Origin of the sequence: Gillisia lutea (genome assembly GCF_021568705.1) — a bacterium.
Lineage (GTDB): Bacteria > Bacteroidota > Bacteroidia > Flavobacteriales > Flavobacteriaceae > Gillisia > Gillisia lutea.
The window spans coordinates 526,068-545,233 of record NZ_JAKGTH010000006.1; the positions used below are offsets into that span (position 1 = coordinate 526,068).

General features: G+C 37.3%; 18 protein-coding genes. 10 read left to right on the forward strand and 8 right to left on the reverse strand.

Annotation, left to right across the window (positions count from 1 at the left end; all coding sequences use genetic code 11):
• Window positions 1–4: 4 nt before the first annotated feature.
• Window positions 5–2,833 carry a TonB-dependent receptor gene (locus tag L1I30_RS02440; RefSeq protein WP_236132661.1) on the reverse strand — a complete coding sequence of 943 codons (2,829 nt, stop codon included), beginning with the start codon at window positions 2,831–2,833 and terminating at the stop codon, window positions 5–7.
• Between the two features lie 93 nt (window positions 2,834–2,926).
• On the opposite strand from L1I30_RS02440, the gene L1I30_RS02445 reads away from it, so the two are divergent.
• Entirely contained in the window at window positions 2,927–4,006 is a 1,080-nt protein-coding gene (locus L1I30_RS02445) for an endonuclease/exonuclease/phosphatase family protein (RefSeq protein WP_373314904.1), read from the forward strand.
• A gap of 1 nt (window position 4,007) precedes the next feature.
• Here L1I30_RS02445 and L1I30_RS02450 read toward each other — a convergent pair whose 3' ends face one another.
• The 7 genes from L1I30_RS02450 to L1I30_RS02480 all read right to left on the reverse strand — a co-directional run bounded on the left by L1I30_RS02450 (window position 4,008) and on the right by L1I30_RS02480 (window position 11,530).
• Window positions 4,008–5,084: a PA0069 family radical SAM protein gene (locus tag L1I30_RS02450; RefSeq protein WP_236132662.1), complete on the reverse strand. Its 1,077-nt coding sequence runs from the start codon at window positions 5,082–5,084 to the stop codon at window positions 4,008–4,010.
• Window positions 5,085–5,162: 78 nt separating this feature from the next.
• Window positions 5,163–5,945, reverse strand: coding sequence for an enoyl-CoA hydratase/isomerase family protein (locus L1I30_RS02455; protein ID WP_236133046.1), 783 nt, complete (start codon window positions 5,943–5,945; stop codon window positions 5,163–5,165).
• Between the two features lie 66 nt (window positions 5,946–6,011).
• Window positions 6,012–7,469, reverse strand: coding sequence for a sensor histidine kinase (locus L1I30_RS02460; RefSeq protein WP_236132663.1), 1,458 nt, complete (start codon window positions 7,467–7,469; stop codon window positions 6,012–6,014).
• 46 nt (window positions 7,470–7,515) lie between these two features.
• Window positions 7,516–8,064, reverse strand: a complete 549-nt coding sequence (locus tag L1I30_RS02465) for a CopD family protein (RefSeq protein WP_236133047.1) — start codon at window positions 8,062–8,064, stop codon at window positions 7,516–7,518.
• A 58-nt stretch (window positions 8,065–8,122) separates the two neighbouring features.
• Window positions 8,123–9,478: an MATE family efflux transporter gene (locus tag L1I30_RS02470; protein ID WP_236132664.1), complete on the reverse strand. Its 1,356-nt coding sequence runs from the start codon at window positions 9,476–9,478 to the stop codon at window positions 8,123–8,125.
• Complete coding sequence (hemH, locus tag L1I30_RS02475; protein ID WP_236132665.1) at window positions 9,478–10,512, reverse strand: ferrochelatase; 1,035 nt, start codon at window positions 10,510–10,512, stop codon at window positions 9,478–9,480. The genes L1I30_RS02470 and hemH overlap by 1 nt, the downstream gene beginning before the upstream one ends.
• A gap of 115 nt (window positions 10,513–10,627) precedes the next feature.
• Window positions 10,628–11,530 carry a helix-turn-helix domain-containing protein gene (locus tag L1I30_RS02480; RefSeq protein WP_373314905.1) on the reverse strand — a complete coding sequence of 301 codons (903 nt, stop codon included), beginning with the start codon at window positions 11,528–11,530 and terminating at the stop codon, window positions 10,628–10,630.
• Between the two features lie 199 nt (window positions 11,531–11,729).
• On the opposite strand from L1I30_RS02480, the gene hemA reads away from it, so the two are divergent.
• The 9 genes from hemA (at window position 11,730) to L1I30_RS02525 (ending at window position 19,126) form a co-directional block, all read left to right on the forward strand.
• Complete coding sequence (hemA, locus tag L1I30_RS02485) at window positions 11,730–12,986, forward strand: glutamyl-tRNA reductase (RefSeq protein WP_236132666.1); 1,257 nt, start codon at window positions 11,730–11,732, stop codon at window positions 12,984–12,986.
• Complete coding sequence (gene hemC / locus L1I30_RS02490; protein ID WP_236132667.1) at window positions 12,983–13,894, forward strand: hydroxymethylbilane synthase; 912 nt, start codon at window positions 12,983–12,985, stop codon at window positions 13,892–13,894. Before hemA ends, hemC begins: the two co-directional genes overlap by 4 nt.
• A 6-nt stretch (window positions 13,895–13,900) precedes the next feature.
• The gene (locus L1I30_RS02495; protein ID WP_236132668.1) at window positions 13,901–14,587 is read left to right on the forward strand and encodes a uroporphyrinogen-III synthase; all 687 of its coding nucleotides are present in this window, start codon (window positions 13,901–13,903) and stop codon (window positions 14,585–14,587) included.
• A 28-nt stretch (window positions 14,588–14,615) separates the two neighbouring features.
• Window positions 14,616–15,647 (forward strand): uroporphyrinogen decarboxylase, encoded by a 1,032-nt coding sequence (gene hemE / locus L1I30_RS02500; protein ID WP_236132669.1) that lies wholly within the window; start codon window positions 14,616–14,618, stop codon window positions 15,645–15,647.
• 21 nt (window positions 15,648–15,668) lie between these two features.
• Window positions 15,669–16,064, forward strand: a complete 396-nt coding sequence (locus tag L1I30_RS02505; protein WP_236132670.1) for a hypothetical protein — start codon at window positions 15,669–15,671, stop codon at window positions 16,062–16,064.
• 6 nt (window positions 16,065–16,070) lie between these two features.
• The gene (gene hemF, locus L1I30_RS02510) at window positions 16,071–16,973 is read left to right on the forward strand and encodes an oxygen-dependent coproporphyrinogen oxidase (RefSeq protein ID WP_236132671.1); all 903 of its coding nucleotides are present in this window, start codon (window positions 16,071–16,073) and stop codon (window positions 16,971–16,973) included.
• Window positions 16,974–17,062: 89 nt separating this feature from the next.
• Window positions 17,063–18,037 carry a porphobilinogen synthase gene (gene hemB, locus L1I30_RS02515; protein ID WP_236132672.1) on the forward strand — a complete coding sequence of 325 codons (975 nt, stop codon included), beginning with the start codon at window positions 17,063–17,065 and terminating at the stop codon, window positions 18,035–18,037.
• A gap of 126 nt (window positions 18,038–18,163) precedes the next feature.
• Complete coding sequence (locus L1I30_RS02520; RefSeq protein ID WP_236132673.1) at window positions 18,164–18,520, forward strand: hypothetical protein; 357 nt, start codon at window positions 18,164–18,166, stop codon at window positions 18,518–18,520.
• Window positions 18,521–18,643: 123 nt separating this feature from the next.
• Entirely contained in the window at window positions 18,644–19,126 is a 483-nt protein-coding gene (locus L1I30_RS02525) for a hypothetical protein (RefSeq protein ID WP_236132674.1), read from the forward strand.
• The last annotated feature ends 40 nt before the right edge of the window (window positions 19,127–19,166 follow it).

Consider the following 19,166-nt stretch of genomic DNA (forward strand, 5'->3'; position numbering starts at 1 on the left):
GTTATCAAAATCTTATATAGAAATTAGAATAATAGGAGGCTCCTGTTCCATACCAGTATTTATTAGCAAAAATGGGGGTTTCCCTATCCCTGTCTTCCTTTAACTTAGTATAATTCACATTTCGGGATTGTTCATAACCTCCCGTTTTATAGCGTTTATCCAGAATGTTATTTAAACTCATAAAAAAACCAACATACTTATCTTTAATACGCCAGGACTTTCCTCCCGTCGCATTTAGTAGAAAATATTCTTGAAATTTTTCTTGTTTCAAGAGCTGATTTGCAGTTACAGGGTTATAAGTAAGTATAGGCAATCCATCAACATCGGTTGAAAAATTACCGGTTCTAAGTAGCGGACTTATATCAGAAAAAGCATTCGCAAAATAATTAAGGGTAGTTCCAAACCACCAAAACTCCGGATCTCGATACTCAAAGCCAATTTGTGCTGCTGTTTGAGGTCCGTTAGGCAATCTATAATCTTTTAAAAAGGAAGGCCCATAATCTAACCTGCCTGAAAAATCATCGGAAGTGAGGTGTAAATTTGGATTGTTGGCATACGTAAACTGCCCGATTCCAACTACCGATTTCAACTTTAACGTAGAAGTGAGTTGGGCTTCTACTCCCAATTCTACTCCAAAATGCTGTTTTTCAATTCCTGTAAGAACCTCTTGTACAAATGCATTGCTATTATTTCTACCCAAGCCTGAAAGTCCATCGGCATAATAAAATGAAATTTCTGTTACATCCTCGATCTTGGTAAAATAGCCGGTAAGCTTGCTTTTCAAAATTCCACTTCTAAAAATATAGCTTAGATCTACAGAGCTTAGCTTTTCCGTTTGAAGACCTTTAACGATCTCATTATTCTGCCTTGAATTGGAAAAGCTATTCATTAGCGTAGGTGGCTTTCCATAAACTCCGAAATTTAAATCTACAAGATGCTTGCCTGTAATTTTATAGGTAAAGCCGGCTTTTGCTCCAAAAGTTATAAAATTGAGGACTTCACTTTTCCCAAAAGAATTTTCCGGATAATTTCCATTCTTATATAATCCATTTCTTTGATAAGAAGTTTGTTTTGCTTCTGCTGCAACATATGCATCAAACTTCTTATAAGTAAATCTGGTATTGGCAAATGCTTCGAATTGTTGGGCTTCCAGTTCAAAATTATACTTGAACCGTTCCCCTTCCATAGCAATTCTATTTCGATTAAATAAATCGCTTTGCGCTCGATTATCAGAAGTTATTTGAGAATCACCTTCCGCAAAAAAGTCGATATCTAAATAGCCAATGCCCCCTAGTAGATCTTTTACATTGGCGAAATTTTCACTTAATAAATGGGTGTAACTTAGTTTAGCATTCAATAATATGTTAGAATTAATTGTGACAGTTGCAATGGAGTTTAATATAAGATTTGTGTCGTCATTCCGGTCTTCAGCAATGACATAAACAGAATTCCCCCCATTTTGTACAACTATTCTATTGGCCTCATAAAGATCATCCCACTCAAGCTGACCATTTTCCATGAAAGTCTGTTGCGCTCTATAAGCTGATTCAAAATTTTGATCTCCATCAAATCTTAAAAAATAACTCGGCATTTTTTGGTAATAAGATGGATCGGGGTTACTCCCTCCACCTATAAAGCTTTCCTGTCCATTTTGTAGCACTAACCGCGTCCCTCCATAGTCTATACGGCTATTTCCGATAGACCCGAATTGATAAAATATGTTGGTATTGATCATTGCTTTATCTGTTAACTTCCAGAAATGATTCAACATAAGCACTGGTTCTTTTACCTCTTTAATTCTGGAATTCCTGACCTTTCCATTTTGCATACCCCAAAATGAATTATAGATTGTACCTTTTAAATCAAAAACTTCCTGGGTATTTGCTGAAGATTTCCCCCGAGAATTAGGGGTATAAAATGCTGTAAAATTTAAACTATGTGCAGAAGTTATTCTTTTTTCTACTGCCAGAAAAAAACTATTAGCATCATAAACGGTTCCATCTACAAATCCTTCTGTTGCAAAACGTCTGGAAGCAGAGGTTGCAATCCACCACTCACCTGGTAATTCTCCAGAACTGTAACTTGCCATTGCTCTTCCTGTATAACTTCGATTAGATGCAGCATAGGAAACTCGAGCCGACTTGCTATACTGGGAGGCCCTCATAATAATGTTAGTAATTCCAGCCGCTCCACCAAAACTAACCTCTCCGGGTACCAGCCCCATATTAAATACCTGATTGCGTTGCATATCATTCAAACCACCCCAATCTGCCCATTGCGGTCTGCCATTAAACAACTTATTCATCTCTATACCATTTATTAACAGTGCTCCATAGTTACTATCTAAACCACGGGGTTTAAAAAAACTGGCGCTGAAATCGAAAGAAGCAGCATTCAAAAACACATCTCTGGCTGCCTGCAGTAATCCCGATACACTTTCCACACCAATACTTTCTTCGTTAAGTTCACTATCGGATAGGCTTATAATGCTCGCCTGCAGCTGTTCTCTAACAAAATCGGGTTGTAGTAAAATAATATCCAGATCCTTTTGTTCACCCTTTATTAAAGTAACAGGTAAGCGCAAGTTAGTAGCACCCGGCTTAGAGAACAGAAATACATACTCTCCAGAGGGAAGCTCTTCAAGGGAAATACTAAATTTACCATCTACATCGGTTTGAGTTATATAGCTAGTACTCTCAATTGTGATGCTAACCGCTTCAATTTTATCAAAAGAATTGGCGTCTACTACAATACCTTTTATGGAAGTATTTTGAGCAGAAATGTTACAAAATAAGGACAAACCAAAAAGGAGAAATAAAAACCGGTGTTTCATATAAAGCACTCAATTACAAAGATTAAAGTAGAACTAAAATCGAATGGTATTCAATTAATTTTTACCTTAATCCACATTTTCAACTTATATTATATGAAACGTTCTAATAATCAAAAATCCTTGAGTAAGATTCTTTTATGTGTCCTCTTGGGTATGATTTCCATTAATATTGCCTACTGCCAGGAGACCAGAAATTACCAGATAAATACAGTTGCGTTTTACAATGTTGAAAATCTCTTTGATACCGAAAATGATCCGGTGACTTTCGACGATGACAGAACCCCTCTGGGAAAAGATGCTTGGACAGAAGATAAATATGAGGATAAACTAAAAAATATCGCGAAGGTTTTATCTGAAATTGGACAGGACGGATCTCACAATTCGCCGGCTATTATTGGTATCTGTGAGATTGAAAATTTGAAAGTTCTTGAAGATCTTACTAATCAACCTTCCCTTATTAAATATAATTACGGTATTGTGCATTATGATTCCCCTGATATGCGTGGAGTGGATGTTGCTTTACTTTACCAAAAATCTCATTTTAAACCCTTGAATTCCCAGTCAAGAAGATTGCTGCTTTACGAAAAAGAAGCTCCTTCAAAACGTGTATATACCCGAGATCAACTGGTGGTAACCGGCTTATTAGACGGTGAAAAAGTTCATTTCATTGTAAACCACTGGCCTTCAAGAAGCGGAGGAGAAGCCCGTAGCAGTTACAAACGCGAAAAAGCTGCCGAATTGAATAGATTGATCATAGATTCGCTTCAACAAATAGACCCTTATGCTAAAATATTGAACATGGGTGACTTCAATGACGACCCTACAAATAAGAGCATAAAAAAGGTGCTTAAAACATCAGCTACTAAGAATAAAACCCAGTTCAAGCAACTTTACAACCCGATGGAAAACATGATTAAACAAGGGAAAGGAACACTGGCCTATAGAGATAAATGGAATTTATTCGACCAGATTCTCCTTACCAATCCTTTGATAAATGAAAAAGATAAAGGCTTTCAGTTCTACAAAGCAGGAATCTTCAATAAGGAATATTTAATTACAACTTCCGGCCAATTTAGAGGATATCCAAAGAGAAGTTATGGATATGCCGGTTACGAAGGCGGATATAGCGATCATTTTCCAGTATATGTATATCTTATTAAACCAGTAGAATAAACTAAAAAAGTTTCAGCTGCCCATTTTTGTACTGCTCATGAAGATGACAGTTCAAATCAGGTTTTACCCGTCCTGAAAGATATTTTTTTCTAGCTATTCGGAACTGTTGCTCTACTTGCTCAGCAATAGTACCAGAGCCTCTCATACGTCTGCCATACACGCTGTCGTTTAAATTTCCGCCATGACATTCCTGAATTTGATGCAATACTTTATCGGCTCTATCTGGCATTGTCTTTTTAATCCAATCGGTAAAAATTCCACCTATAGCTCCGTTCAAACGCACCATTGTATAGCCTACTCCAAGTGCACCTTTTTCAGAAATCGCTTTTACCAAAGGTAAGACCTCATGACTGTTGATCCCGGGAATAATAGGGGCCATCATCACGCTAACCGGAATGTTTGCTGAAGAAAGCTTTTCTAGAGTTTCCAAGCGCTTTTTCACACTCGCTGTTCTAGGTTCTAACAACCGCCTTATTTCTTCATCTAAAGATGTAATTGAAAGATTTACATGAACCAAATTGTCTGCTGCCAATTCCCTTAAAATATCAATATCACGCTGGATAAGAGCATTTTTAGTTATAATACCTACCGGATGCTTATATTTCAGAAATGTTTGTAAGAGGTGACGAGTAATTTTCAGTTTTTTCTCTATAGGCTGATAACAGTCTGTGTTACCAGAAAGCACAATGGGTACCGCTTCCCAACGAGGACTTTGGAGTTTCTTTTCTAATAAATTCACCGCATTGCGTTTTACTAATATCTTCTGCTCAAAATCTAAGCCTGCACTGTAACCCCAATATTCATGTGAATTTCTTGCATAGCAATACACACAACCATGTTCACATCCCTGATATGGATTTAAAGAAAAGCCCATTCTAATGTCTGGACTATTTACTTTGTTCACAATAGTTTTAGGAAAAGTATCTATCAATGAAGTTTTGGAATCTTGCGCCTCTTCTCCTTCCAAAGCGCAATAATTGAGAAAATCATCTCGATACTCGTGATTTTGAGCATCAAATTTATTACTAACATTAAGCTGCGCACCTCTTCCTTTAATTATATGATTTCCCTTCGACATAAAAACAAAAATATGGAATAATTCCTTTTAAAAGGAATTATTCCATATTTTTATATTGTTGAAATTCGAATGTGGAGATTACTTACCCGGAAAATCTGCTCTGCGTTTATTTAAAAATGCTGTCGTTCCTTCTTCAAAATCTTCTGTTCCAAAACATTTACCAAATTCTGATATTTCAGTTTTAAAACCATCAACCCCGGTTTCATAGTTCGCGTTCACAGCTTTAATAGCCGATTTTATGGCTACCAGCGAATTTCTCATAATTTTTCCAGCTAATCTTTCAGCAAATTCAATTAACTCTTCCTGAGTGGTAACATGGTTCACTAAATTATATTGCAATGCCTGATTGGCATCTATCATTCCTGCGGTCATGATCATTTCCATGGCACGACCTTTTCCAACCAGTTGAGGCAATCGCTGTGTCCCTCCATATCCGGGAATAACTCCAAGAGATACCTCTGGAAGCCCCATTTTGGCATTCTCACTGGCAATTCTAAAATGTGCAGCCATTGCCAACTCTAATCCGCCGCCCAAGGCGAATCCATTTACAGCAGCGATCACCGGCTTTGAAAAATTAGCTACGAAATCGAATAATTTGGCCTGCCCTTGAGCAGCCAGCTCTTCCCCTTCTTCCGGAGAGAAATCTGAAAATTCACTTATATCGGCTCCTGCCACAAAAGCTTTTTCTCCGCTTCCGGTAAGAATAATCACTTTCACCTCATCCTCCTCCGCCGCAGCTTTAAAAGCCTGATGAAGTTCGTCTATGGTCTCTTTATTCAAGGCATTCAACTTAGAAGGCCTGTTAACGGTTATTTGTAGTATCCCGTCCTTATTCTCTGATAGTACATTTTGAAAATCCATCATTTAAGTATGTTTTTGGTTAGTTGAAATCTTAGAGGAACCATGCGTGCCTCTGTTTCAAATTCATTATTCCTTTGGAAATCTAACGCTAAAGCTAGTTCCCTTATTTTTTTGTGAAGTAAAACTAATACTTCCCTTATAGGTTTCCACTAGGTTCTTAACCATGGCTAAACCTAATCCCATCCCACTGCTTTTAGTAGTAAATTTAGGCTCGAATACCTTGTCCTTATTTTCTTCATCTATTCCAATTCCATTATCAGAAACAGAAATACAAACCATCTTCCCTTCTTCTTCAACCCTTACGAGAATTCTCGGATCTGGGATATCCTGCAAGGCTTGAGTAGCGTTTTTTACCAGATTGGTAACTACGCGAATTAACTGGGTACGATCGAATTTTGCCAGGATTTCTTCTTTTTCTGAAGTAAAAATAATGTAATCTTCATTAAAGATATCCAACGCTAATTTCACAATTTTTGGAACGTTCAAGATCTCATTTTGCTGAGCAGGCATTTTTGCAAAATTCGAAAATGCCGATGCAATTGCGCTCATGGTATCTATTTGATGGATAAGCGTATTGCTGTATTCTTCTACTTTTTGGTGAATAGTAGGATCTTGAGGGTCGAACTTAAGCTGGAAACTTTGTACGCTTAACCTCATTGGGGTTAGCGGATTCTTAATTTCATGCGCGACCTGCTTAGCCATTTCTCTCCAAGCCTGTTCCCGCTCCCCTGTAGCTAATTTTACTGCGCTCTCCTCCAGCTCATCGATCATACTATTATAAGCAGCCACCAAAGTGTAGATTTCTTCAGAAGCATTATCGATATGGATCTTTTGATTGCGCTTATCCAAACGTGTTTCAATGATTTTTTCAGAAACGATTTTTAGAGATTTTGTAATGTATTTGGAAAGGAAATAAGACATCAATATAGCCAGAACGAGCATAAATAGGTAAACTTCCCCCATTTTCATCAGGAAATCGTTCAAATCCTTCTGTAATAATTCGTCATCTTGCAAATAAGGCAAGTATAGAATTGCAAGAGGTTTGAATTTACTATCAGTAATATACGTATAAGAGGATTGAAATTTTTGTCCGTTGATCTCCGATTTCTTTAAAAATCGCTTATTTCTTGATGCCTCCAGATTTTCTAAGATATACTTAGGAATTTGAATATTGGTAGTATCCCTAAAAAAGGATTCATTAGATTTTATAAGCAACTTTCCGTTAAGATCGTAAACATTAAGCTGCATCTCGTGCACTTGTGAGATCTCGTAAATCTTCTGGCGTTCTTTTAAGATAACCGCCATATTCTCTGTATTTACCAGATGTGTAGTTCCTGAAAGTACGAACTTGATATTTTCACGAATAGCCTGTTCCTTTCGCTCTAACCGTTCTCTATGATAATCTTCTGATTCTTGCTTGTACTGAAAAACCGTAACCCCTGCAATAAGTATAGAAGCCCCCAAAACCAATAAGATCATGGAAATGAAAATACGGTTTCTTAGAGATAATTTTAAAAGCTTCATAGAGTTAAGGAGTAATTAGCGTAGAAATATCAATTATCACACCATATCAGGCTTTAGAGTTTTTAGATCGAATGCGCTGGTAGAATTTAAAGCCAAGCATTAATATTACGGCTAATAGAATTAAGGCTATCACCCCATATATCCAATTAACGGCATCACGTACTATAACCAGAAAGATAACAGAAAAAAGGATCATTGTAGAACCTTCATTCCACAATCTCATTTGGTTGGAAGTCCATTTAATTTTATCATTTTGAAGATCTTTATAGATGAAGTGACATTTAATATGATAGGCATACAACAAGACTACAAATCCCAATTTTACAAGCATCCAATCCTGCTTTAACCAAAACGGCATTAAATACAAGAGTAGAAAAGCAAAGATACTCGCAAGGATTGCCGAAGGCCAGGTGATGATCTTCCAGAGGCGCAATGTCATTAGCTTTAATTGAGCTATCAAAATAGATCTTTCCGGCTCAGGCTTTTGTGAGGCTTCAATATGATACACAAACAGCCTTGGAATATAGAATAGACCCGCAAACCAGGTAATCACAAAAATTAAATGTAAAGACTTTATATAGTTGTAATATTCGATCACAGGCTAAAATTTAATTCAAATTTACTGAAATAAAATCATCTCCAACATCTATTGACTATTGAACAGGTTGAGCTTTTAATTTCAGCCTTATCTCTCTGTTCAAAAAATATCCCGTAACAATTGTAGACAAAATATCGGCGACCGGGAAAGCTAACCAAACCCCAATTTCTCCATAATATTTAGGGAGAATCAATACCAAAGGTATAAAGAAAAAACCTTGTCTAGAAAGGGTGAGCAAGAATGCCGGAACCGCTTTCCCTATGGCCTGGAAATAAGCGGAGCCTATAAGTTGAAGTGCGATAATTGGAGTTGCCGCAAATACCCAACGCATAGCCGTTGGTGTTTCAGCAATAATTATAGGGTTATCTGTAAAAACCCTTACGATATCTTCAGAAAAGAACATGATTCCGGCAAAAACCACAAGTCCTAAACCGCAGGCATAGAGAATTGCTGTGTTAATGCTCTTTCGTACTCGCTCCCACTCTCTTGCTCCATAATTGTATCCTGCAATTGGCAGAAACCCTTGGGTGACTCCTAACACAGGAAAAAGTGCGAACATGAGCATTCTTCCAATTATTGCGTAAACAGTTACAGAGTCTTCTCCTCCCAATTCGAATAAAATATTGTTCATCAGTAAATAAGTGATACTCACCACTGCTTGTCTTGCCAGAGTAACAAATCCGAGGCTGGAAATCTCACGAAGTACCGAGAGATCGAATGCAAAATGATGCAGACCTATTTTTAATTCTGAATTCTTCGAAAGAAAGAACCAAAGCACATAAGAGAAACAACACATATAGGAAATTGTTGTAGCCCAGGCAGCTCCTTCCATCCCCATATCCATAACATTAATGAAGATATAATCTAACAGCAAATTCCCCACAGAAGGAATAATCATGGCTATCATAGAAAATTTCGGCTTTCCTTCAGCTCGAATCACATTGTTCCCCATCATGCAAAGTGCTAGGAAGGGGACTCCATAAAGAACTATGGTATAATAGATCTTTGCATGCTCGAAGATATCTCCTTTTCCACCGAATGCAGGAATTATACTATCTATATAGACAAGTCCCGTGGTCACTAATAAAATAGTAAGAATAAGCGTCAGACTAATTTGATTCCCAAAGGTTTTTAATGCTTTTTCTCCTTTTCCTGCGCCCAGTGCACGTGAAATTATAGAAGAACCACCTATTCCTATGGCCATTCCTAAAGCAGCAATGAAAAAGGAAACCGGTAATACCACATTTATGGCAGCAATAGCAATAGAGCCTATCCAGTTGCCCACAAATATGGTATCAACTAGAATATTCAAAGACATTACCAGAATTCCTACCGAAGCGGGTGCGGCCTGTTTTATTAACAGTTTCCAAATTGGCTCTTTCCCTAAGGCGGTGGAATTGATTTGTTGCATTATGCTTCTACTGGATTTGAGAATGCCCATTCATCAATCCATCGGGATAGCACCTTTACCCAGTCTTCCCGGTCATTCAAACAAGGGACTACAGTAAATTTTTCTCCTCCTACTTCATGGAAGATCTCTTCCCCTTCCATGGCAATCTCTTCCAATGTTTCTAAGCAATCGCTTACAAATGCAGGAGTAACTATGGCCAGGTTCTTCATGCCTTCTTTTCCAAATCGCTCGATGGTTCTATCGGTATAAGGTTGCAACCATGGATCGAAACCTAATCTGGACTGGAAGGAAACACTATAGCTATTTTCTTTTAATTCCAAATATTCAGCTACCAAACGGGTAGTTTCGTAACATTGATGTCTGTAACAAAATTGATGAGCGGCAGAGGCTGTCTTACAGCAACTTCCGTCTATCTTACAATGGGATTTTGTAACGTCACTTTTGCGAATGTGTCTTTCCGGCACTCCATGGTAGGAGAATAAAATATGCTCGTACTTAACATCTTTTAATCTTTCAGCAACACTATTTGCCAATACTCTTATATAATCGGGATGATTGTAAAAAGCCGGAATAGAAGTAAAGGACATGTCAGGAAAAAATTCCTTTCTCAATTCTTCGGCTAGAACAAGAATGGTTTCGGTTGTAGCCATCGCAAACTGAGGATATAATGGAAAGATCAACACTTCATCTACTCCTTTATCATGTAATTCCTGCAATCCCGATTTGATATTCGGCGTTCCGTATCGCATAGCTAAAGCTATTGGCAAAGAGGTTTGTGCGTCTATCTTATCTCTTAATCTTTCGGAAAGCACAATTAACGGAGAACCTTCTTCCCACCAAATTTTTTGATAAGCTTTGGCCGATTGCTTAGGACGAGTATTCAAAATGATTCCTTTAACCAGTAAGGTTCGCGCCCATAAAGGCACATCTATCACTCGTTCGTCCATTAAAAATTCACCTAAATACTTTTTAACATCTTTAGGATTGGTACTATCGGGAGATCCCAAATTTACCAAGAGTACACCTTTACTCATTCTTTTTCTTTTTTCAGTAATTCTTTTTCGTGAATAAAATTACAATTATATACTAAGAGTGTTTGATAGTTTAAGTCGATTTCTGTAATTCTATCATTGCTAAAATCGATTGATCTTAATTAGTAGGAAGCGACAAAGACATAATGTACTTTTTTGGAGTTGTTCCAAACTTCTTTTTAAAGGCTGCAATAAAATGACTGGCAGTACTGTAGCCTACTTTTAATCCTACCTCATTCACATTATACTCTCCGGAATCCAACAACTTACGGGCAAACTCCATTTTATAATCAAATAGGAAACTGTAAACCGAATCTCCATAAATTTGCTTAAAACCCTCTTTCAACTTCTTTAAACTCAACCCAATTTCATTAGAAAGTTCCTGCAAAGACGGAGGTTCTGCCATTCGTGAAATAACCAGATCCTTAGCTTTCCTAATTTTAAGAACATTTACTTCATCTACCAGAAAAGGGCATTGCTCTACATTGGCATCTTCAGCGCGATTAAAATACAGGCTTAACAGTTCGTAAGCTTTTGCCTTGAAGTACAGCGCTTTTACCGAGGCCATCAAATTGAAGTTCATTACTTGATTTAGGGCAATTGCCATAGAAGGAGAAATATCTCCATCTTTATAATACTTCTTATCCCTGTTCCCGTCACTCAAAAATGGAATATAACTTGCCTCTTGTGAAAATAGCGAATGAAATTTCTTGATTGAAATTACCAAAGAAATCACCCAGGATTTGGGTTGCAGCTCTAAATTAAGCGGTAGATCGCGCTGTGGATTGTACAATAACAAGGAATGCTCTTCATTTAAAGGCAATTCATAACTGCTGTTGTTGAAAAGAAATTTGCTCTTTCCCTTAATGCAAAAATGAAATTGAATATAACTGCTGTCTATTTCCCGCGTTATCTTTTGAGGTTCATTCTCTTCATTTTGAAACTTTAAAATGAAAAACCCATCATCTATCTTTGTTTCATCAACAAACCCTCCAGCGGTATTTTTTTCCTTATCCATCATGTGTTTAATTGAAGTTTATTTAGAATAAATCTAAATTGAAATGTATCAACCTACCGATTAATACACAAAAATAGCCATTTTTCAAAAATCGACTCCTAATTATATGATAATTATCAGCAATCGATACATTTAGTACTTTGAGCGTTGTTTTTTGAACTATATATCATTTACTTTTGCCAAAGAATTCCTAAATCGGTTCATGGAAAACTATCACATTTCAAGAGGTAAACATTTCTACACTATAGGTTTAAGTTATAAAAAAGCTGATGCCGACATAAGAGGCCACTTTAGTTTAACTGAAGAGGGCAAACTGAATTTGCTGAATCAAGCCAAATATGAAGGCATAGATGGTCTTATTGTTACTTCCACCTGCAACCGTACCGAAATTTACGGGTTTGCCCAACATCCCTATCAACTTATAAAGTTACTTTGTGAGCATACTCATGGTACCGTAGAAGAATTTGAGAAGGTAGCTTATGTTTATAAAAATAAAGAGGCTATTTCCCACATGTTTAGAATGGGAACCGGCTTGGATAGCCAGATTCTTGGAGATTTCGAGATTATCAGTCAGTTAAAAATCGCTTTTGTGACCTCTAAAAATGCAGGTGTTGCAAATCCTTTTTTAGAGCGCCTCGTAAATGCTGTTATTCAGGCAAGCAAGCGTATTAAAAATGAAACGCAAATATCAAGTGGGGCAACCTCCGTTAGCTTTGCATCTGTACAATATATATTAAGAGAGGTTGAAAATATCTCAGAGAAGAATATTCTCCTTTTTGGAACAGGAAAGATAGGAAGGAACACTTGTGAAAATTTGGTGAAGCATACTAAGAATCACCACATCACTCTTATTAATCGCACCAAAGATAAAGCTGAAAAAGTAGCCGGAAAATTTGATCTTACGGTTAAAGATTACGCCGATTTGCAAACTGAAATTCGGGATGCCGATATCCTGATAGTGGCTACCGGAGCACAAAATCCCACCATCTCTAAAGAGCTTATCTATTCTAAAAAAGAGCTGCTTATTTTAGACCTTTCTGTTCCTAAGAATGTAAATGAAGATGTGCTGGAACTGGAAAACGTGAAATTAGTGCACTTGGATCATCTTTCTCAAATGACAGATGAGACCTTAGAGCGAAGAAAACAATTTATACCACAGGCACAGGAAATTATCTTAGAAGTGGAAAGCGATTTCAATAAATGGCTGGAAACCAGAAAATTTGCTCCTACTATAAAAGCTTTAAAGAAAAAGCTAAAGACTATGAAGGATGCCGAATTGGACTTTCAACGTAAGAAGATAGCCGATTTTAATGATGAACAGGCAGAAATTGTTAGTAATAGAATTATTCAAAAAATAATGAATCATTTTGCAAATCACTTAAAAGATGATTCTAACACCACTGATGAAAGTTTGGAGCTTATCCAAAAAATGTTTCAGTTGGAAGATTCCGTAAAATGAATAAAGTAATTAGAATTGGAACCCGCGACAGCGAATTAGCGCTTTGGCAGGCAACAACTGTACAGAATGCGCTTGAAAACCTAGGGCATAAAACTGAGTTACTGCCGGTAAAATCTACCGGGGATCTTAATTTAGATCAGCCATTATACGAAATGGGAATCACAGGGATTTTCACCAAAACCCTCGATGTTGCCATGCTTACCAATAAAATTGATATTGCGGTACACTCTATGAAAGATGTGCCAACGGCATTACCAAAGGGAATCGTAGAGGCTGCAGTTCTTAAACGTGCCACTTCTAAAGACATACTTTTACATAAAGGCTTAAATTTCCTTAATTCAAAAGGTACTATCGCTACGGGGAGCCTTCGTAGAAAAGCCCAATGGCTGAATAAATATCCTCATCATGCTGTGGTAGATTTACGTGGAAATGTAAATACCCGCATGAAAAAATTAGAGGAAAGCGACTGGAACGGGGCTATTTTTGCTGCTGCCGGACTCGAACGCATCAGTCTAACCCCCGAAAATTCTATAGATCTTGATTGGATGCTCCCCGCACCCGCACAAGGCGCAATGCTTGTTGTTGCCATTCAAGAAGATGAATTTTGCCGAAAAGCTTTGCAAGCTTTGAATCACGAACATTCAGAGATTTGTGTGCATGTAGAGCGTGAATTCTTAAAAGAATTGGAGGGCGGTTGTACAGCACCTATTGGAGCTTTGGCAACTATTGAAGGAGATATGCTTCACTTTAAAGGTGCTTTATTCAGTTTAGATGGCAGCCAAAAAGTAGAAGTAGAAAGAGATCTTCCTCTGGCAGATGCTTCTTCTATTGGAAAAATTTGTGCGCAGGAAGTTCTTCAAAATGGTGGAGCAGCTTTAATGCAACAAATAAAAGAGCTATTAAATTGATTTGATATGGCTAGCATTCTTTCCACTAAAAAACTTGCAACCAACCAGAAACAGTTGTTGCTAAATTCTGGAATTGGATTAGTGGAATATGATGCCATAAAAATTGATATTTTAAAATTCCAGCTACAAGATCACTTTTCAAAAGATGTTATTTTTACAAGTAAAAATGCAGTAAAAGCGGTTTTAGAAAATGCTCCAGATTTTAAAAAGCTACATACAGGAAAGGTCTTTTGCGTAGGTGCAAAAACTAAAGAGTTTCTGGAAGAGCTAAAAATAAATCTTACCGCTCATGCCGATTATGGCTTAGAGCTAGGTAAAATAATAGCTACTTCATATAGCGATCAAAAATTCATCTACATCTGCGGAAATAGAAGAAGAGATGAGTTCCCTGAATTTCTAAGTTCTGAAAAGATCAACTTCTCAGAAATAGAAGCCTACAAAACCTCTCTAAATAAACAGCATTTCGGTCAGGAATTTGATGGAATTCTCTTTTTTAGTCCGAGCGGAGTGCAAAGTTATACCGCAACAAATAACATAAACAACAGTACTGCTTTTTGCATTGGGCACACTACGGCGAAAGAAGTTGAAAAGCACACTTCTTCATTTGAAATTGCGAATAAACCCAGCGTAGAGAATGTAATTGTGCAAGCAGTTAATTATTTCAAAAAAAATCGTCATTCAAATAAGGTTTAACCATTTTTCAATAGACGTACTATAAGTTATGACACATATTAAAAACGATTTGTTCTTAAAGGCCCTTAGAGGTGAAACCGTAGAAAGACCTCCGGTTTGGATGATGCGTCAGGCAGGAAGATACCTACCGGATTTTATGAAGTTAAAGGAACAATACGATTTCTTCACTCGTTGCCGCACCCCAGAACTAGCCACGGAAATCACTGTAATGCCTATCAAACAAATAGGTACAGATGCGGCTATTTTATTCAGTGATATTCTGGTAGTTCCTCAAGCTATGAATATTGAGGTGGAAATGAAACCGGGCTTAGGCCCATGGCTTCCCAATCCTGTTAGAACCAGCAGCGACGTAGAAAAGGTGTTTGTACCAGATATTCAGGAAACGCTTGGTTATGTGATGGATGCCATTAAAATGACCAAACAGGAACTTAACGATGAAGTACCACTAATTGGTTTTGCGGGTTCACCATGGACCATTTTATGCTACGCAGTTCAAGGTCAGGGTTCCAAAAATTTCGATATCGCTAAGAAATTCTGTTTTACAAACCCGGCTGCTGCACATACACTATTGCAAAAGATCACCGATACCACTATAGCTTACCTAAAAGCGAAAGTGTCGGCAGGTGTAGATGCTGTTCAGATATTTGATTCATGGGGAGGAATGCTTTCGCCTACAGATTATCAAACTTTTTCCTGGAGATACATCCAACAAATTATCGATGCACTTAAAGATGAAACCCATGTAATTGCCTTTGGAAAAGGATGTTGGTTCGCATTGAATGAAATGTCAAGATCGGGCGCATCGGCTCTTGGAGTAGACTGGACTTGTTCTGCCAGAAATGCACGCTATTTATCTGGAGGAGAGATCACCCTGCAAGGAAACTTTGATCCTTCAAGATTATATTCACCCCCGGCAGAGATCAAAAAGATGGTGCATCAAATGATTAACGAATTTGGGAAAGATAAATATATCGTGAATTTAGGTCATGGTATCTTGCCCGATATTCCTGTTGAAAACGCGCGTGCCTTTGTAGATGCCGTGAAAGAATACCATATCTAGTTTATTTAAACTTAGACGAATATGTTAAGTAAGGGATTGCGAGACGAGGAGAACGAGAAGGTCAATCAAGTTTTCGATAAGATCATGAGTATTCAATTTGTTCCTGATCTATGGAAAAATGAACAACGAAAAGCTATGAATGTTCATCTTCAAAATTTACTAAATCTCACTTTAGACGATATAGAAAATAGAAGTGTGGAATCTTTATTAAATGATCTAAAAACCCATGATTTAGAGTTTGCTAATTATGAACTTTTTGGAGATCTGCTTTTAAAGCTACTTCCTTTTGAAGCCGAAACAAATCAAGCTAATCTTGCACAAAAAGCCCTTGCAGTTTTTGAAACCGCACAACAAGAAAGCAAAATATTCTCTTTCAGTTTAATTCAAAAGATAAATCACGCAAAAGCCTTGAGGTAATATCATATGAGAGATCAATTTTTTCAATATATACAAGAATTACAAGACCGAATCACTTCTAAACTCGAAGAAATAGACGGTAAAGCCAAATTCAAAGAAGATCTTTGGGATCGCGCAGAAGGTGGCGGTGGCCGAACCCGAGTAATAGAGAACGGGGATGTGTTTGAAAAAGGAGGTGTTAATATTTCTCAGGTCCATGGTCCTCTTCCTCCGGCTATGCAACAATATTTTAAGGTGGGAGATGTAGATTTTTTTGCATGCGGATTGAGCTTGGTGTTACATCCTAAAAACCCAATGGTTCCTACAGTTCATGCAAATTGGCGCTATTTTGAAATGTACGATAAAACCGGAAAGGTGATCGACCAATGGTTTGGCGGCGGACAAGATCTTACGCCTTATTATCTATTTGAAGAAGACGCTCAGCATTTTCATCAGGTTTGTAAGACTGCTTGCGATAAGCATCATCCCAATTTTTATTCTGAATATAAGCAGAAATGCGATGAGTATTTCTGGAATGCTCACAGAGATGAAGCCCGTGGAATAGGAGGTTTATTCTTCGATTACTGTAAAGCTTCCGAAGAAATGAGCATCGAAAACTGGTATAATTTTGTTACTGAAGTTGGGAACAGCTTTTTAGAATCTTATGTGCCTATAGTTGAAAAGAGAAAAGCACTGGCTTATACTGAAGAGCAGCGCACTTGGCAAGAGATACGAAGAGGCCGTTATGTAGAGTTCAATTTGGTGCACGATAAAGGCACTTTATTTGGGCTAAAAACCAACGGAAGAATAGAAAGTATTTTGATGAGTCTGCCGCCACATGTACAATGGGTATACGATCATCACCCTGAAACTGGAAGTAAAGAAGAGAAATTACTTAAGGTTCTAAAAGAACCTAAACAATGGACCTAACCTTCTTTTTATAAACACAACACGCTCAATATAAACAAGTTGAAGATATTCATCTTTGCAAATAGCTTTCAACTTTAAAATTCAATACAATGTATCCACTTAAAAGAAACCGCCGACTTAGAACTTCAGAAGTAATACGTTCTCTTGTTAGAGAAACTGCTATTACACCAAACGATTTTCTGGTTCCACTATTTGTAGTGGAAGGAAAGAATATAAAAGAAGAGATTGCAAGCATGCCTAATTATTATAGGTTCAGTCTTGATTTGTTGGAAAAAGAAGTGAAGGAGCTTTGGAATATGGGGTTAAAATCGGTGCTGTTGTTTGTAAAGGTGCCCGATAACTTAAAAGACAATGCAGGGACCGAAGCCATTAATGCTCACGGTTTGATGCAGCGTGCCATCAAAACTGTAAAGAATGTTGCGCCGGAGATGCTGGTGATGACCGATGTAGCTTTAGACCCTTACTCTTCTTTCGGGCATGATGGAGTAGTTGCCGATGGTAAAATATTGAATGATGAAACCACAGCCATTCTTGCTGAAATGGCACTAACTCACGCTAAAGCTGGTGCCGATTTTGTGGCGCCGAGTGATATGATGGACGGACGCATTTTCGAAATTAGAACCTTATTAGAAGATGAAGGTTATCATGACACAGGAATTATGAGCTATAGCGCTAAATATGCTTCCGCTTTCTACGGCCCTTTTCGTGATGCCTTAGATTCTGCCCCAGGCTTTGGTGATAAGAAAACATATCAAATGGATCCTGCCAATAGAGATGAAGCGATTAGAGAAACATTAATGGATATTGAGGAAGGAGCCGATATTGTAATGGTGAAACCAGGCTTATGCTACTTAGACATAGTAAGAGACCTTAAAAATGAAATCCATGTTCCTATAGCTGTTTACCAGGTAAGCGGAGAATATGCCATGATAAAAGCGGCTTCAGAAAAAGGCTGGTTAGATCATGACGCTGTAGTTATGGAGCAACTAACAGCAATAAAAAGAGCCGGTGCAAATATGATTGCCAGTTACTTCGCTAAAGATGCTGTTAAGCTGATATCTTAAATTATTTAGTTCACATTATTATTCATCCGTGCAGGTTTTAGACACTTGCACGGATTTTTTTATTTCCACATTAAAATAAGTTCCTAAAATTAACCTTCGAAATCACTTTCTACATACATTTGTAGTGTGAAATTCAAGAAATTAAATAGTCTTCTTCCAATACTGCTGTTAGCATTCTTAAATGTTTTCAGCAGCCTGGCTATTGCAAGCCCCGATGTTTCAAAAAATTTGAATTCGAGGGATTTTGATTATCTGCAAGCCGATCAAAATACCCAAGCGCTTTTTCTAGAAGAAATTACCGTTGCTAATTACCTTATTGCAGATCCTGAGAACTTATCGGGTGGAAGTAGTGTAATTATTACCGGTATTTCGGAAGTCACCTTTCTACGAAGTTCTTTTAATAGTTTTGCGGGGTGGACCTATCAACAGGACCAGCGTTCTATTATTTCGCATCATATCTTTCCTTTCCATTTTTTTTGGTGAAAACCCACGTTTTAATCGATTTCAACAAGCTTATATAAAAGCTTAACCATGTATTAGGTGCTTCTAAAACATGAAGATTCCTGTAAATACATTTATTTCAAAAATCATTAAAAAAAATAAAAAATGGATAACTCTTCAGCCACAATAGGCTTATTATTACTAGTGGCGTTTATTGGCCCGATCTTATTTATGATCTATAAACAATCTAATAAAGATAAAAAGCGCTTAAAAGAATTGAAAAACTTAAGTGCACAGCATAATATGAATTTAGATCATATTGAACTTTCTAACCTCTTAATTCTGGGCTTAGATTCAAAATCAAAAAAATTGATTGTAATGGAACCGGAAAATAACATGAGCTTTAATGTAATCGATCTACAAGATACCACCGGTCATATTTCTCAAAAGGGAATTCCTCTTCCAAATGCTCCAAAAAACAAAACGGCAATTACTCATATAAGTCTGGAGTTGCTTAAAAACAAGAAGGAAAAGGTTACTGAAATTGTCTTTTATGATGAAGATGATAACAACAGTTTAAATGCCGAAACCCAATTGTTTATAGCAGGAAAATGGGAGAAGCTTATTAGCACAAGCCTTTCAGCTTAATAGTATCAACTTTCAACTTAAAAAAGCTGCTGTAATTTAA

Bases quoted from the DNA above. Each gene is read 5' to 3' on its own strand.
- L1I30_RS02450 (WP_236132662.1), bottom strand. From the start codon at position 5,084: ATGTCGAAGGGAAATCATATAATTAAAGGAAGAGGTGCGCAGCTTAAT.
- L1I30_RS02440 (WP_236132661.1), bottom strand. From the start codon at position 2,833: ATGAAACACCGGTTTTTATTTCTCCTTTTTGGTTTGTCCTTATTTTGT.
- L1I30_RS02445 (WP_373314904.1), top strand. From the start codon at position 2,927: ATGAAACGTTCTAATAATCAAAAATCCTTGAGTAAGATTCTTTTATGT.
- L1I30_RS02470 (WP_236132664.1), bottom strand. From the start codon at position 9,478: ATGCAACAAATCAATTCCACCGCCTTAGGGAAAGAGCCAATTTGGAAA.
- L1I30_RS02505 (WP_236132670.1), top strand. From the start codon at position 15,669: ATGTTAAGTAAGGGATTGCGAGACGAGGAGAACGAGAAGGTCAATCAA.
- L1I30_RS02495 (WP_236132668.1), top strand. From the start codon at position 13,901: ATGGCTAGCATTCTTTCCACTAAAAAACTTGCAACCAACCAGAAACAG.
- hemF (WP_236132671.1), top strand. From the start codon at position 16,071: ATGAGAGATCAATTTTTTCAATATATACAAGAATTACAAGACCGAATC.
- L1I30_RS02525 (WP_236132674.1), top strand. From the start codon at position 18,644: ATGGATAACTCTTCAGCCACAATAGGCTTATTATTACTAGTGGCGTTT.
- hemA (WP_236132666.1), top strand. From the start codon at position 11,730: ATGGAAAACTATCACATTTCAAGAGGTAAACATTTCTACACTATAGGT.
- L1I30_RS02480 (WP_373314905.1), bottom strand. From the start codon at position 11,530: ATGATGGATAAGGAAAAAAATACCGCTGGAGGGTTTGTTGATGAAACA.
- hemH (WP_236132665.1), bottom strand. From the start codon at position 10,512: ATGAGTAAAGGTGTACTCTTGGTAAATTTGGGATCTCCCGATAGTACC.
- hemE (WP_236132669.1), top strand. From the start codon at position 14,616: ATGACACATATTAAAAACGATTTGTTCTTAAAGGCCCTTAGAGGTGAA.
- hemC (WP_236132667.1), top strand. From the start codon at position 12,983: ATGAATAAAGTAATTAGAATTGGAACCCGCGACAGCGAATTAGCGCTT.
- hemB (WP_236132672.1), top strand. From the start codon at position 17,063: ATGTATCCACTTAAAAGAAACCGCCGACTTAGAACTTCAGAAGTAATA.
- L1I30_RS02460 (WP_236132663.1), bottom strand. From the start codon at position 7,469: ATGAAGCTTTTAAAATTATCTCTAAGAAACCGTATTTTCATTTCCATG.
- L1I30_RS02455 (WP_236133046.1), bottom strand. From the start codon at position 5,945: ATGGATTTTCAAAATGTACTATCAGAGAATAAGGACGGGATACTACAA.